This window comes from Verrucosispora sp. WMMA2044, assembly GCF_027497155.1.
Lineage (GTDB): Bacteria > Actinomycetota > Actinomycetes > Mycobacteriales > Micromonosporaceae > Micromonospora > Micromonospora palythoicola.
In genome coordinates this window covers 2,286,742-2,300,870 of sequence record NZ_CP114913.1, presented here as the reverse complement: position 1 = coordinate 2,300,870, position 14,129 = coordinate 2,286,742, and the positions used below count along the sequence as shown (strand labels likewise).

Genomic DNA, 14,129 nt, shown 5'->3' with positions numbered 1-14,129 from the left:
CTACGCCATGGAACCGGGCAGCGCCGTGGAACCGGGCAGCGCCGCGCCCAGCGGCTGCCGCTGCTCGCTGCGGACGCGACCTGACGACCTCTGCCGGCCACACCAACATTCGCCTCTGGAACGAGCCGGCCCGACGCCGCTCTCGCACTATGAATCGCGGGCCGTCAACAACCGAAAGTTTCGATCTGGGACGTCGTTCGGGTGATCGGTTGGGTGGCGGAGGGGTGTCATCGTCGCAGCACAGATGGGGCATTGGTGCCCTTCACGGTGACTCCGGCCGGCTCGGGACACAGTGGCACCAATTAAGATCATTGTTGACATTTATGCGACTCGATGCTTGTCTGGCGTTGGAAGCGCTCCCATCCACCGACACCACCGAGGAACGGAGGACGCACATGCGTTCACGCAGGCCCGATCAGAGCGGCGGGCGGTCCCGGTCAGCCGTCCGCCAGCCCCTTCGGGTGTTTGCCGTGCTACTCGCGATGATCGTTGGCGTGCTGCCCTGGGCCACCCCGGCCCAGGCTCACGGCACCATCATCAACCCGGCCTCCCGCGCCTACCAGTGCTGGCAGAGCTGGGGAAGTCAGCACACGAACCCGGCCATGCAGCAGCAGGACCCCATGTGTTGGCAGGCGTTCCAGGCCAACCCCGACACCATGTGGAACTGGATGAGCGCGCTGCGGGACGGTCTGGGCGGAAACTTCCAGGGCCGCACCCCGGACGGGCAGCTGTGCAGCAACGGGCTGTCCAGGAACAACAGCCTGAACCAGCCGGGTGCCTGGCGGACGATGAACGTGAGCCGCAACTTCACGGTCCAGCTGTACGACCAGGCCAGCCACGGCGCCGACTTCTTCCGCGTCTACGTCAGCAAGCAGGGGTTCGACCCCACCACCCAGCGGCTCGGCTGGGGCAACCTCGACTTCATCACGCAGACCGGCAGGTACGCGCCCGCGCAGAACATCTCGTTCAACGTCTCGACCTCCGGCTACACCGGACGCCACATCGTCTTCGTCATCTGGCAGGCTTCGCACCTCGACCAGGCGTACATGTGGTGCAGTGACGTGAACTTCGTCTGATCGACCAGCTCCACCATCCGTCCCACGGGTGCGGCCCAGGACCGAGGTCCTGGGCCGCACCCGTCGTGCGATGCCCGGTCGGCGGATGACGATCCCGATCCGTGGCAGCCCTGGCGCTCGACACGCCGGCCACAGACCACCGTCGCTGCCACAGATCCGGGCGGGCGGCGGTTCAGCTCAGCGGCGTACCCCGGGGTGGTGTTTCTGTGCCGAAGCGGTGGGGTAGGTCGGGCCGGACGAACCACCCGCCCCTGTGGAGGACCATCCGATGCGAGACGACTTCGGTGACGCGGTGGGGGACACCCTCCGCTCGATACTTCTCTTCCTGCCCAAGGCGCTCGCCTTCGTGGCCATCCTGGTTGTCGGCTGGCTGCTGGCCAAGGCCGCGCTGAAGCTGGTCAACCGGCTGCTCGAACGGGTCGGCTTCGACCGTGCGGTCGAACGCGGCGGTATCCGCCGGGCCCTGGCCCGATCCCGCTACGACGCCAGCGACATCGTCGCCCGACTGGCCTACTACGGGATCCTGCTGCTCACCCTCTACCTGGCCTTCGGGGTCTGGGGGCCGAACCCGATCTCCGACCTGATCGGCGGGGTCATCGCATGGCTGCCCCGCGCCTTCGTGGCGATCGTCATCGTGGTCGTGGCCGCCGCCATCGCCAGCGCGGTGAAGGACATCATCTCCGGCGCGCTCGGCGGGCTGTCCTACGGCCGGCTGCTGGCCACCGTCGCCTCGGCGTTCATTCTCGGTCTCGGCATCATCGCCGCGCTCAACCAGATCGGTGTCGCCACCGCGGTGACCACACCGGTGCTGATCGCCGTACTGGCCACCATCGGCGGCATCCTTGTGGTCGGCGTCGGCGGAGGTCTGATTCGTCCGATGCAGAGCCGGTGGGAGTCCTGGCTCGCCCGGGCGGAGCAGGAGTCACGGACCATCGCCGAGCACGCCCGGGCGTACTCCGCCAGCCGCCGCGACACCGACGAGCAGCCCGCCGCACCCGCACCGACCAGCGCCGCCCCCCACACCTCCCACCCGGTGACCGGTGAGGTGGCTGACCCCGCCGTGCCGTCCGCCGCCGGCTCGTCGTCCGTCGACGACCCGGAGGCGACCCAGGTCGTCACCGGACGTCCGCTCGATGCCGACGAGACCCAGGTCGTTACCGGGCCCGCCGACGATCCCGACGCGACCACGCCGCTGCCGCGCCAGAGCGCCGCCCCGACGCGGCCAGCGCCGGAGTCCTCGACGCCGCCGGAGAGCGACCCGGACGCCACCCAGGTGGTTGCCCCGAACCCGCAGGTGCCGGCACCGCGCGACTCCGCCGAAAGCGACTCGACGATCGTGCTGCCGAAGACCGGCGAGCAGCGCTGACCGACGGGGCGGAACGGGGCCGGCATCGGCCCCGTTCCGCCCGCATCCCGTCGACCGCTGCGGACCGGTCGTGCGGAACCGCCGCGTGCGGCGTTACCATCAGCGCCATGACCTGGCGACATTGATCCGTCACCGGAGGCCGTGGGCCGCCACGGACACCGCGAAACAGGTGTCCGTGACCCGTCCCACCTCGAAAGGCCCCGATGATCCCGAGCCCGCCGCGTGCCCGCCGCCTGGCCGGCACGCTCTACGCGTACGCGTTCCTCACCGACCTGGTGCTGCTCTACCCGGTGTACGCGCTGCTCTTCGCCGACACCGGCCTGTCGGTCGGGCAGATCTCCTCGCTGTTCGTCATCTGGTCGCTGGCCAGCATCGCGCTGGAGGTGCCGTCCGGCGCCTGGGCCGACGCGACCTCCCGGCGGCGAATGCTCTGCCTCGCCCCGCTGTGCACCGCCGCCGGCTTCGCCCTGTGGACCGTCGTACCGTCCTATCCGGCGTTCGCCGTCGGTTTCGTCCTCTGGGGAGCGGGCGGCGCACTCGCCTCCGGCGCGACGGAGGCGTTGGTCTTCGACGAGCTGGACAAGCTCGGTGCCGCCGACCGATATGCCCGCGTCATCGGCCGGGCGCGTACCGCCGGCACCGTCGGAGTGCTGGGGTCGATCGTGCTGGCCGCTCCGGTGCTCGGGTTCGGTGGCTACCCGGCGGTCGGCGCGGCCAGCGTGGCGGCCTGCCTGCTCGCCGCGGCCGTCGCGGTCCGCTTCCCCGACGACCGCCGGGCCGCCGGCCGGGACCTCGACCGGGCCGGCGACGGCGCCTGCCTGCCCGGTGGCCCCGCCACTGACCACACCGTGCCGCGCCGCTCCGACACCGACCACACCGTGCCGCGCGGCCTCGGCGTCGATTCCGCCGCTCCCGCCCTGGGTAGGGCGGTGCCAACCGTGGTCAGCGCGGCAGACACCGCGACGGCGGGACCCGACCCCGATGAGGACGAGCTCGGCTGGTGGAAGGGGCTGCGCGCGGGGGTCGCCGAGGCCCGCGGCACCGGCCGGTGCGCCGGGCGGTGCTGCTCGTCGCCGGGGTCGGTGCCGTCTGGGGTGCCCTGGACGAGTACACGCCGCTGCTGGCCCGCGACACCGGAGTCGCGCTGACGACCGTGCCGCTGCTGCTCCTGATCGTCACGGTCGGGCAGATCGTCGGCGGTCTGCTCGCTCCGGTCGGTCAGCGGTTCGGCGGTCGCGGCTACGCGGTGCTGCTGGCCGGCTCGGCGCTGGCCCTGGCCTCGGGTGCGCTGGTGGGGCACCCGGCCGGATTCGGTCTGGTGGCGGTGGCTTTCTGCGGCCTGCAACTGGCCTCGGTGCTGGCCGACGCGCGACTACAGGCCCGGATCACCGGGCCGGGGCGGGCCACCGTCACCTCGGTCGCCGGCATGGGCACCGACCTGACGATCATCGCGGTGTACGCCGGGTACGGTCTGGTCGCCACCGTGGCGGGGAACCCGGTGGCGTTCGCGGTCGCCGCCGTGCCGTACCTGCTGATCGCGGCCGCCCTGGCGATCCGGCCTGCTGGCGACCGGAGACCGCTCGTGCCGGCGGGGGCGGCCTCGGGCGGTGACCAGCTTCAGCCGAGGTCGTCGTCCAGGTAGACCCATCGACCGTCCTCGCGGACGAAGCGGCTGCGTTCGGTCACCGTGCCCGGCTCGCGTCCGTCCCGGTAGTGGGCCCGGAACTGCACGGTGCCGGTGCTGTCGAACAGGCCACCGCGGTCGGTGTCGAGCACCTCCAGCCGCGTCCAGCGCTGCGCGGGGTCGAGGTGCAGCCGAGGGGGACGGGTCCGGGAGTGCCAGCTGCGCAGCAGGTAGTCCGGGTCGCCGACGGCGAAGGCCGCGTACCGGGACCGCATCAGCGCTTCGGCCGTGGGCGCGTCGGCCTCACCCCGGTGCAGCCGCCCGCAGCAGTCCGCGTAGGGCAGGCCCTGCCCGCACGGGCACGCCCCGGTCACCTCGGACCCGCCGGCCGGTCGTCTGTCTCGTGTGGCCACGTCGCCATCCTTCCGGTCGCGGCGTCGGCCACCGCCACCGGGGCGCGTGGCCGCAAAGGCCGACCGGCCGTCAAGACCGTCACCGCCACCGGGGCGCGTCGCCGCCACCGCCGTTCGGCCGCCAAGACTGTCGGGAAAGCCGCCGCCGCGACTACGGCGACCCGGACGCCGCCCCGCTCGGGCCCTGAGTTGCCGACGTCCTCTCCGGCGTGCCGGTCAGCGGGATCCGGTGCGGGCACCCCGACGATTGCCGAACGACTCCATCGTGGTGCCCCGCTTCGCCGGTGCCGGGCCGGCGGAGCGGGACCGGGACGCGGCGGCCTGGGAGGCCGAGGTCTTCCTGGTCGGTGCCCGCTTCGTACCCGTCGCCTTGCCGGCCGGTGCGGTCGCGCCGGATGACCTCGCCGCCGTCGCCTTCTTCGCGGGTGCCTTCTTGACCGAGGCGGTCTTCTTCGCGGTCGCCTTGGCGGTCGGGCGGCGGGCCGGGGTGGCGGTGGCGGAGACGGCCTTCTTGCGGGCCACACGGGAACTCGTCGGGGTGGGCTTCGTATCGGGCGTCTTCGCGGCGGTGGCCCCGGTGGCCCGCCTGGTCGCCGTGGCCGCCTTCTTCGCCGCCGCCTTGCGCGGCGGCGGGCCGCCCTTGTCCGCGCCGGTCCGCTTGCTGGCCCGTGCTGCCTGCGCCATCGTCGCTCCTTGCGAATCTGCCGTTGGCGACGGGTCTTCCCGGCGTCCCGACGGTCAAACGCGGGTTCAGGCTGCCCTGCTGGCGAACACGACGAGGTTGTCGACGTACTCGCCGCTGTCCCCGTCGAACCGGCCGCCGCAGGTGATCAGGCGGAGCCCGGCCGCGTCGCCCGGCCCATAGACCAGATCGGTGGGGAACCGGTCCTTCGGATACGCCTCGACCCCGAGCACGGCGAAGCGCACCAGCCGGGCGTCGGTCCGGACGATCTCGATGGTATCCCCGGGACGCAGCCGTCCGAGGTTGAAGAAGACGGCCGGCCCGGCGGGGGAGTCCACGTGACCCACCAGCACCGCGTTGCCGGTCTCTCCCGGACTGACCCCGAGCCGGTACCAGCCCGCCACGGCCGGGCGGTCCAGCGGCGGCACCTCCAGCGCCCCGGCGGCATCGGCGGCGACGGACACCAACGGTGCGCGAACGTCGATGGCGGGGATGCGTACCTCGACGGGCACGGCTCGGGGCAAGGGCGGCAGGTGCGGCGCTGGCACCGTCCGGTGCGGAGCGGCGGTACCGTCCGGTTGCGGTGGTCGCACCGGCAGCCGCGTCGCACCCGCGCCGACCAGCGCGAGCCCGGCCACCGCGAGCGCCGCGACCAGGAGACGGCCCAACCGGTACGCCCGCACGGGAACCTCCGTTCGCCGGTGCCCGCGACGGGCGCGGGAACTACCTCTGCCGTGCCGCCTCGGGTGCCCGTACCGTCGAGCACGGTACGGGCACCCGTCGCAGGATGGGATGGGGTGGGTCGTGGGTCAGTGTGTCGCGGCGGTGACGGCGTGACGCCGTCGCCGGGCCAGGATGACGGCGCCGCCGAGCGCGGTGGCCAGCAGGGTGGCGCCGGTGGCCATCGTCCCGACACCGTCGTCGCCGGCCCGGCCCCCGGCCTCGGCACCGCCGATCGGGGTGACCGTCAGGGTCGCGCTGCCGTCGGGCGTACCGTCGCCGCAGGTGGCGGCCACCGTGTAGGTGCCCAGCGTGAAACCGGCGGTGAACAGCTCCGCGCTCAGTCCGCCACCAGCGGCGGCGGTGGTGGAGCGAACATTCTGGTCACGGTCCGGCCCGGTGACCCGGAAGATCGCGTCACCTGACTTCGGGTTGCAGCCCGTCGCGGTCAGTACGACAGTTCCACCGACCGGCGTGGTGGGCGGCGACACGGTCGTGTCGGCCAGCGCGGTGCCGGGCAGCAGCAGTGCGCCGAGAGCGACCCCGCCTGCCGCCGGTACGAGAAATCTTGTTGCCTTCATACGCGTCTTCCCTCACTTTTCGTCCGCTGACTGCGTGGGACGTCGTTCGGGTGGCCAACTCCGTGACTAGCACCGGTGTGCCCAACACTAGGTGGGCTTGAGACCCGATCCGGTGAAAATGAGAAATCCTCGTTGCCGTCCCGTGTTCCCCCGTACGCCGCAGGCGTTGTGAAAGGGGCGGTCGGGGTCCGTTGTGGGCGGGGTTGGGGGTGTGGTGCGGGGTTGGGGGTGTGGCCCGCCGTGCCCGGCTCCGGGCGGTCAGGCTTGATCCCTGCGCCGGGCACGGCGGGCCACACCCTCGTCGTGGGCGGACACTGCCCGGATGTGCCGGGTGTCCGGTTTCCGGGTTCCGTCGGCCGGCTGAGGGCGGAATCGCGCGGGAGGCGGGGGCGTTTGTGCACGGGTGAACGGCCGAGGAAGACACCGCCCGCCAGGGTGGGTGCGGGCCCCCCGGAATGATGGCGGGTCGCCGGTCGTTACACATGGTCCCGGCGACGCGAAGCGGCGATACGCCCCGCGTGCCGGAGGACTTTCCCCCCTTTTTGTTTGGGCGCCTTTGTGGTGCTTGCGTACGCGCGCCCCGTCCCCCCCCTGTGGGTGTGTGTGCGTCGACCCCCGAATGGAGCTTCTGTGATGAACACGATGCTGCGGAAGAGCGTGCTGGGTATCGCGGGTGTGGCCTTCACCGGTGGTCTGTTCGCCGGTCCGGTGGCCGCTCACGCCGACACCACCCCGGTCACGAGCAACCCGGTCGCGGCGGTGCAGGCCGACGTGGTGCGGGCCGACAAGCCGGACATGGGCAAGCTGCTGCCGCACGGCACCCCGTCCAACCAGTCGCACGTCGAGCTGAACGACGAGCAGATCGACAACGTCAAGGCGATCATCGCCGCGACGAAGAAGGCCGGCATGGACGAGCGTGCCGCCGTGGTGTCGATCGCGACCGCGCTGCAGGAGTCGAAGCTGGAGAACCTGGGCCACCTGGGTGACCGCAACGACCACGACTCGCAGGGCCTGTTCCAGCAGCGCCCCTCCTCCGGCTGGGGCACGGTGGAGCAGATCACCGACCCCGAGTACTCGACCCTGGCCTTCCTCAAGGGCCTCAAGCAGGTCGACGGCTGGCAGGACATGCCCCTGACCCAGGCCGCCCAGACCGTGCAGGTCTCGGCCTACCCCGACCACTACGCCCAGTGGGAACAGCAGGCCGCCGACCTCGTCGCCCAGCACTGGACCAGCTGACACCAGCTGACAACCACGAACATTCCTCCGCAGGGGGAGCAAAGCCGCTGGCCGGCACCCGAACCCGGGTGCCGGCCAGCGGGCTTTCGGCGTCCGGAGGGCGGGGAACGGCCCTGCGCCTTCGACAAGCCTGACGATGTGGCAGCGTGATCGGATGGACTCCTCGCCCGTCGACGTCGATCTCGCCCTGGTCGGTGGGGGTGGTGCGGCGTCGCTGGTGCTGGCCGCGTTGGCCCGCCACCGGGTACGCGACGTGCGGATCGCCGTCGTCGACCCGGTGCACAGACGTGGGCAGGACCGCACCTGGGCGTTCTGGGGCCAGCCCAGCAACGACCTGGACGAACTGCTCAGCGCCAGCTGGTCACGGGTCGAGGTGGTCACGCCGGACGCGCAGCGCGCCCTGGACCTGACGCCCCTGCGGTACGCGATGCTGCGCTCCGGCCCGATCTACGCCCGCGCCGCCGAGGCTGAGCGGCACCTGGGCGTGACCCGCATCGGCGCCGCAGCCGGTCGCGTCGACGACGACGGTGACCGGGTGCTGGTGCGTGCCGTCGACGGTAGACCGCTGCTGCGGGCCCGCTGGCTGCTGGACTCCCGACCGCGGCCACCGCACCGACCCGGGCGTACCAACTGGTTGCAGCACTTCCGGGGTTGGTGGTTGACGGCGGACCGGCCGGTCTTCGACCCGGCACGGGCCGTGCTCATGGACTTCCGTACCCCGCAGCCGGCCCGGGGTGTCTCCTTCGGCTACGTGCTGCCCGTCGACAGCCGGTACGCGCTCGTCGAGTACACCGAGTTCTCACCCGACCTGCTGACCGCAGCGGCGTACGACGCGGCCCTGGCCGGCTACCGCGACCTGCTCGGCCTCGATGCGGCCCGGCTCACCGTGACCGAGGTCGAGAACGGTGTCATCCCGATGACCGACGGTCCGTTCGTGGCCCGACCCTCGCCCCGGGTGGTGCGGCTCGGCACGGGCGGTGGTGCCACCCGACCCTCGACCGGCTTCACCTTCTCGGCGATGCACCGTCAGGCCGAACAGGTGGCCCGGGCGGTCGCCGCCGGCCGGCCGCCGGTGCCGGCACCCGCGTACCCCGGCCGGCACCGGTGGATGGACGCGGTCGCCCTGCGGGCACTCGACGGTGGCCTGGTCGACGGGCCGGAGTTCTTCGGCCGCCTCTTCGACCGCAACCCGGCCAGTCGGGTGCTGCGCTTCCTCGACGGTGACACCAGCCTCGCCGAGGACCTGGCGGTGATGCGCTCCACCCGCCTGCGACCGATGGTCACCGCCACCGTCGCCGACGCCGCAGCTCGGGTGCGTGATCGGAGCGCGCCGTCGCGCCGACCGGCCTGGACCGTGCCGCCGCCGGTCGTCGGCTCCGCGCCGCCGGGCGTCGAGCGGTCAGGCTCGGATCGGTAGCGGCCGGGTCAGGATCGGCCGCCGGTGGGACCCGGCCCGTGCGCCCCGGCAGCGAGGGCGTGCAGGTGCTCGCCGTCGAGCCGCAGCACGTCCAACTCGTCAAGGGTGCGGGCGTGTAGTTTCCGGTAGAAGCGCAGAGCCGGATCGTTGGTGCGCAACACCCACCACTCCAGGCGGCCGCAGCCGCGCTCCACGGCCAGCCGCGCCAGGTGTGTCAGCAACGCCTGGCCGACGCCGCTGCCCCGGTGCTCCGGCCGGACGTACAGATCGTCCAGGTGGATGCCGGGCCGACCGACCACGGTGCTGTAGGTCGAGTAGTAGAGCGCGAAGCCGACCGGCTCACCGTCGACCGAAGCCACCACCGCCTCGGCGACCGGCCGTGGCCCGAACAGCGCTCGCAGCACGTCCGCCGGCTCGGCGGTGACCTCCTCGGTATAGCCTTCGGCCACGGTCAGCTCGACGATGAAGCGGTGCAGCAACTCGGCATCGTCCGGCTCCGCCGGGCGGATCGCCAGACGCGTGTCAGTAACGAGTTCGCTCACTGGCCAGACCTTACTGGAACCGGCACCTGCGTGGTGCCTGCCGGCAGCCAGCGTGGCCTCGGTAGATTCGCCGCATGGTGGACGAGACGGCCGGCCGGGTGGTGCGGATCTGGACCGACGGGGCGTGCAGCGGCAACCCCGGCCCGGGTGGCTGGGGTGCGGTGCTGCGCTACGGCTCCCACGAGCGTGAGCTGCGTGGCGGGGAGGCGAGCCCCACCACGAACAACCGGATGGAGCTGACCGCCGCCATCGAGGCGCTGGAGAGCCTGACCCGCCCGGTCACCGTCGAGCTGCACACCGACAGCACGTACGTGCGCAACGGCATCACCAGCTGGCTGGCGTCCTGGAAACGCAACGGTTGGCTGACCGCCGCCAAGCAGCCGGTGAAGAACGCCGACCTGTGGCAGCGGCTGGAGGCGGCCTGCGCCCGGCACCAGATCACCTGGCTGTGGGTGAAGGGGCACAACGGCCACCCGGAGAACGAGCGGGCCGACGCCCTGGCCAACCAGGGCATGACCGAGGCCCGGACCGCTGCCGCGTCCGGTGGTCGCTGACCGGCCAGGCAGCGGATCACTTCCCGGGCAGGTGCCGGGCGTGACCGGACCGGACACGCCGTGGTCGCCGTTGCGGGGTCGAGCAGGCCGGGGAAGCGACCCCGGCACCGGGTCAGCGGCGGCGCACAGTTCTCGTCGGGGCGAGTGGCAGGTGCGACCAGTGGACCGGGCGGCCGATCCGCTCCGGCAACCGGGTCCGCGGATCGCCCCGGGCGGCGTCGACCTGCGACCGGTGCAGGAAGAGGGCTTCGGACAGGTCGGCCCCGCGTACGTCCGCCCCGCGCAGGTCCGCGCCGGTCAGGTCGGCCCGGGTCAGGTCCACCCCGCGCAGGTCGGCGCCGATCAGCACCGCGCCCCGCAGGTTCGCCCCACGCAGGGTGGTGCGGCGCAGGTCGCGCCCGACCAGCGTGGCGCCGCGCAGGTCGGCGCCGGCTCCGTCCCGGGCACGGGCCAGCTCGGCGGTACGCGAAAGCAGCGAGTTGACCGCGGCCCGATGCGTGTCGACGTCGGTGGCCAGCAGCGTTCCCGGGTCGCCACCGGTCAACCGCTCGGTCTCGGCGAGCGCGGCTGCCAGCCCCGCCCGCAGGTCGGCTGGGGGACTCAGCCGCAGTGCCTCGGTGAGCAACCACAGCAACTCGTGCAGCGGGCGCATGACCGCGAACACGTCGAACATCTGCCGGGCGCTGCGCGGCTCGCCGCGCCAGTCCCGCCCGCCGTAGGTGACTTGGGCGACCCGCTGACCCGCGCCGAAGCAGTCGAAGACGGTGCAGCCGGGGAAACCCCGGTCCCGTAGCTCGGCATGGATGGTGCAGCCGAAGTCCGTCCCCAGGTTGCGGCACGGCTGACCGGCGGGCTTGTCGAGCGCGAAGTCCGCCGACGCGGCGAAGGCGGGGGCGACGCAGCACAGGCCGAAGCAGCGGGCACAGTCGGCCCGCAACTCGGCGCCCGTCGGCCCACCCTCCTTCGACATCTGGTCCGTTCCTCCTCGCGGCGGTTGGATAACGTCTAACAGCTCTATTGCCTGCGGTGGATCCCTCTGACATATTCCTGCGTGGACGCTGCCAGCGACGGTCGCCAATCCGGATGCCGAGCTGCGGTGACGCCGTCATGCCGGAGGAACCCTCGTGAAGCGTAGACGTCGCCATCTTCTTGTTGGCCTGGCGGTAGGTGCCCTGGTGGCGTCGACCGGCCTGGCCGGAATCCACTACGCCGGCGCCGAGGCGCCGACACCCGTCGCGGTCGGCGGGGAGATGCCCAACGCCCTCGGTGCCCACCTGGAGCGGCTGCGCCGCGCCGTTCCGGGCGACAGCGGCATGTCCCCGGACGGACCCGGCGGGGCCGCCCAGCAGGCGTTCCTGGAGCGGGCCTACCCCGCAGACGCGATCACCATCGCCCAGTTGGACCGGTCGAAGGCGGCCTTCACGGCGGCCGACAAGCGGTTCAGGGGCAGCCGGAAGTGGACGAACGTCGGCCCGAGCGAGGCGCTCTACCCGTTCACCGAGTACCGCAACGCCTTCAACTACGTGCCCAACGAGTACGTCGCCGGTGGTCGGGTCACCTCGATCGACATCAGCCCGGACTGCTCGAAGCTGCTCTGCCGGGCGTACGTGACCCCGGCCGGTGGCGGTGTCTGGGGCACCCTGAACATCCTCGCCGCCGAACCGAAGTGGTTCTACCTGGGTGGCCCGCTGGGCATCAACGCGGCCGGCGCGGTGACCATCGACCGCAACGACCGCACCGGCCTGACCATCTACGTCGGCACCGGCGAGGCCAACACCTGCGGCTCCGGCTGCGTCGCCGGCGTCGGCCTGTACCGGTCGACCAACGGTGGTCTGACCTGGTCCGGCCCGCTCGGCAAGGACGCGCTCGGCGGCAAGGGCATCGGTGAGATCACCATCAAGCCCGGCGACCCCAAGACGCTCTACGTGGCGACCACCACCGCGCTGCGCGGCATGTCCAGCTCCTGCTGCACCGGCGTCACCCGGCCGGTGCCGGACGCCGAGAAGTGGGGCCTGTACAAGTCCACCAACGGTGGCAAGAGCTGGAAGTTCATCCACAACGGCTCGGCCGACGCCACGGCCTGCACCGGCAGCGCCGCCGAGTACAACAACACGGCCACCTGCTCGCCGCGCGGCGTACGCCAGGTCAAGCTCGACCCGGGAGACGCCGACATCGTCTACGCCTCCTCGTACGGGCGGGGGGTGTGGCGCTCGTCCGACGCCGGAGCGACCTGGACCCAGATCAAGCCGTCGCTCAACCCGGCGATGTTCCAGACCCGCCCGGCGATCGACGTGACCGCCCTGCCCGGCGGCAAGACCCGGATGTACGTCTACGAGGGCAACACCGGCACCCCGTACTCGCGGCTGTTCCGCAGTGACGACGTGGCCGCCGGCACTCCGACGTTCACCGACCTGACCAGCTCCAACCCGGCCGACCCGGGCTTCGCCACCTACAACCAGTGCACCGGACAGTGCTGGTACGACGTGTTCGTGCACACCCCGGCGGGGCACCCCGACATCGTCTACACCGGCGGCTCCTACCTGTACGGCGAGACGGTGGCCAACAAGCGGGCCGTGATCCTGTCCACCGACGCCGGGGTCAGCGGCACCGACATGACCTACGACGGCACCGACGAGCTGCACCCCAACGGTCTGCACCCCGACCAGCACGACCTGGTCACCAACCCGCGTAACCCGTACCAGTTCTTCGAGGCCAGCGACGGTGGCGTGATGCGCTCCAGCGGTGAGTTCGTGGACCGCTCGTCCTGGTGCGACAACCCGGACCGCAACCTGACCAAGCCGGGCCAGCAGGATCGCTGCCGGCAGATGCTGTCGAAGATCCCGTCGAAGCTGGACGGCGTCAACAAGGGCATGAACACCCTCCAGTTCATCAGCCTCTCGGCCAGCCCGCACGACGTGAACCTGTTGCAGGGTGGTACCCAGGACAACGGCACCTGGGAGAACAAGGGTCAGCGGCAGCGCTGGGTCAACACGATGATCGGTGACGGCGGAGCCTCCGGCTGGGACGTCGCCCGCCCCGAGTTCCGGTTCCACACCTACTACGACGTCTCGCCCGAGGTGAGCTTCGCCAACGGTGACATCGCGAGCTGGATCTGGACCGCGGACCCGATCTACGGCCAGCCGGGCAGCCTGTTCTACGCCCCGGTGATCAGCGACCCGAAGGTCAGCGGGACCATGTTCGCCGGCACCGGCCTGACGGCGTACCGCACCAAGACCTTCGGCCTGGGCGACCGCACCCTGGCCGAGGCCGACCGGATCTGCAACTCCTGGACCGGCACCTACGAGGAGGACTGCGGCGACTGGGAGCCGCTGGGCACCACCAACCTGACCGGCACCGGCTGGGGTGACCGGGCCGGCGGCGCGGTGTCGGTGATCCAGCGGGTCGACTCGGACAGCTCCACCGCCTGGGCGGCCACCAGCACCGGCCGGGTCTTCGTCAGCCGCAACGTCGACGCCGAGCCGGCCGCCGCGGTGACCTGGACCCGGGTGGACAGTGCCACCACCCCGAACCGTTTCGTCACCAGCATCCACATCGACCCGGCGAACCCGGACCGGGCGTGGATCTCCTACAGCGGGTACGGCTCGAACACGCCGACCACCCCCGGTCACGCCTTCGAGGTGACGGCCACGGCCGACGGGGCGACCTGGAGCGACCGGTCGTACGACTTCGGCGACCAGCCGATCACCGACCTGGTCCGCGACGACGTCACCGGCGACCTGTACGCCTCCACCGACTTCGGGGTGCTGCTGCTGCCGAAGGGCAAGAAGTCCTGGACCAAGGCGGCCCGTGGCATGCCGAACGTCGAGGTGGCCGGGCTGACCATCGTGCCCGGCGAGCGGATCCTCTACGCTGCCTCGCACGGCCTCGGCGCCTGGAAGATGACATTGAGGTAGGGAC

At 71.9% G+C, this 14,129-nt stretch carries 12 protein-coding genes and 1 pseudogene; 7 read left to right on the top strand and 6 right to left on the bottom strand.

Annotation, left to right across the window (positions count from 1 at the left end):
- Positions 1–470: 470 nt before the first annotated feature.
- The 3 genes and pseudogenes from O3597_RS10370 (at position 471) to O3597_RS10360 (ending at position 4,084) form a co-directional block, all read left to right on the top strand.
- Positions 471–1,076 carry a lytic polysaccharide monooxygenase gene (locus tag O3597_RS10370; protein ID WP_281603985.1) on the top strand — a complete coding sequence of 202 codons (606 nt, stop codon included), beginning with the start codon at positions 471–473 and terminating at the stop codon, positions 1,074–1,076.
- Between the two features lie 268 nt (positions 1,077–1,344).
- The gene (locus O3597_RS10365; RefSeq protein WP_281603984.1) at positions 1,345–2,442 is read left to right on the top strand and encodes a hypothetical protein; all 1,098 of its coding nucleotides are present in this window, start codon (positions 1,345–1,347) and stop codon (positions 2,440–2,442) included.
- Positions 2,443–2,645: 203 nt separating this feature from the next.
- Positions 2,646–4,084, top strand: a pseudogene (locus tag O3597_RS10360) (MFS transporter).
- Here the strand turns inward: O3597_RS10360 and O3597_RS10355 are convergent.
- The 4 genes from O3597_RS10355 to O3597_RS10340 form a co-directional block, all read right to left on the bottom strand.
- Entirely contained in the window at positions 4,060–4,479 is a 420-nt protein-coding gene (locus O3597_RS10355) for a YchJ family protein (RefSeq protein ID WP_281603983.1), read from the bottom strand. The pseudogene O3597_RS10360 and the gene O3597_RS10355 overlap by 25 nt on opposite strands.
- Positions 4,480–4,695: 216 nt before the next feature.
- Positions 4,696–5,163: a hypothetical protein gene (locus O3597_RS10350; protein WP_164446838.1), complete on the bottom strand. Its 468-nt coding sequence runs from the start codon at positions 5,161–5,163 to the stop codon at positions 4,696–4,698.
- Positions 5,164–5,229: 66 nt separating this feature from the next.
- The gene (locus tag O3597_RS10345; protein WP_164446837.1) at positions 5,230–5,844 is read right to left on the bottom strand and encodes a class F sortase; all 615 of its coding nucleotides are present in this window, start codon (positions 5,842–5,844) and stop codon (positions 5,230–5,232) included.
- Positions 5,845–5,970: 126 nt separating this feature from the next.
- Complete coding sequence (locus O3597_RS10340) at positions 5,971–6,462, bottom strand: hypothetical protein (RefSeq protein WP_164446836.1); 492 nt, start codon at positions 6,460–6,462, stop codon at positions 5,971–5,973.
- A 633-nt stretch (positions 6,463–7,095) separates the two neighbouring features.
- On the opposite strand from O3597_RS10340, the gene O3597_RS10335 reads away from it, so the two are divergent.
- Together O3597_RS10335 and O3597_RS10330 are read left to right on the top strand one after the other, a co-directional pair.
- Positions 7,096–7,698: a hypothetical protein gene (locus O3597_RS10335; RefSeq protein WP_281603982.1), complete on the top strand. Its 603-nt coding sequence runs from the start codon at positions 7,096–7,098 to the stop codon at positions 7,696–7,698.
- Positions 7,699–7,834: 136 nt separating this feature from the next.
- Positions 7,835–9,115, top strand: a complete 1,281-nt coding sequence (locus tag O3597_RS10330; RefSeq protein WP_281603981.1) for a lycopene cyclase family protein — start codon at positions 7,835–7,837, stop codon at positions 9,113–9,115.
- Between the two features lie 8 nt (positions 9,116–9,123).
- Here the strand turns inward: O3597_RS10330 and O3597_RS10325 are convergent, their stop codons facing one another.
- Entirely contained in the window at positions 9,124–9,657 is a 534-nt protein-coding gene (locus tag O3597_RS10325; protein ID WP_281603980.1) for a GNAT family N-acetyltransferase, read from the bottom strand.
- A 74-nt stretch (positions 9,658–9,731) separates the two neighbouring features.
- On the opposite strand from O3597_RS10325, the gene rnhA reads away from it, so the two are divergent.
- Complete coding sequence (gene rnhA, locus O3597_RS10320; RefSeq protein ID WP_281603979.1) at positions 9,732–10,211, top strand: ribonuclease HI; 480 nt, start codon at positions 9,732–9,734, stop codon at positions 10,209–10,211.
- 112 nt (positions 10,212–10,323) lie between these two features.
- Here rnhA and O3597_RS10315 read toward each other — a convergent pair whose 3' ends face one another.
- Positions 10,324–11,181 carry a pentapeptide repeat-containing protein gene (locus O3597_RS10315; protein ID WP_281603978.1) on the bottom strand — a complete coding sequence of 286 codons (858 nt, stop codon included), beginning with the start codon at positions 11,179–11,181 and terminating at the stop codon, positions 10,324–10,326.
- Positions 11,182–11,335: 154 nt separating this feature from the next.
- Between O3597_RS10315 and O3597_RS10310 the strand changes: the two genes are divergently transcribed.
- Entirely contained in the window at positions 11,336–14,125 is a 2,790-nt protein-coding gene (locus O3597_RS10310; RefSeq protein WP_281603977.1) for a sialidase family protein, read from the top strand.
- Positions 14,126–14,129: the final 4 nt, after the last annotated feature.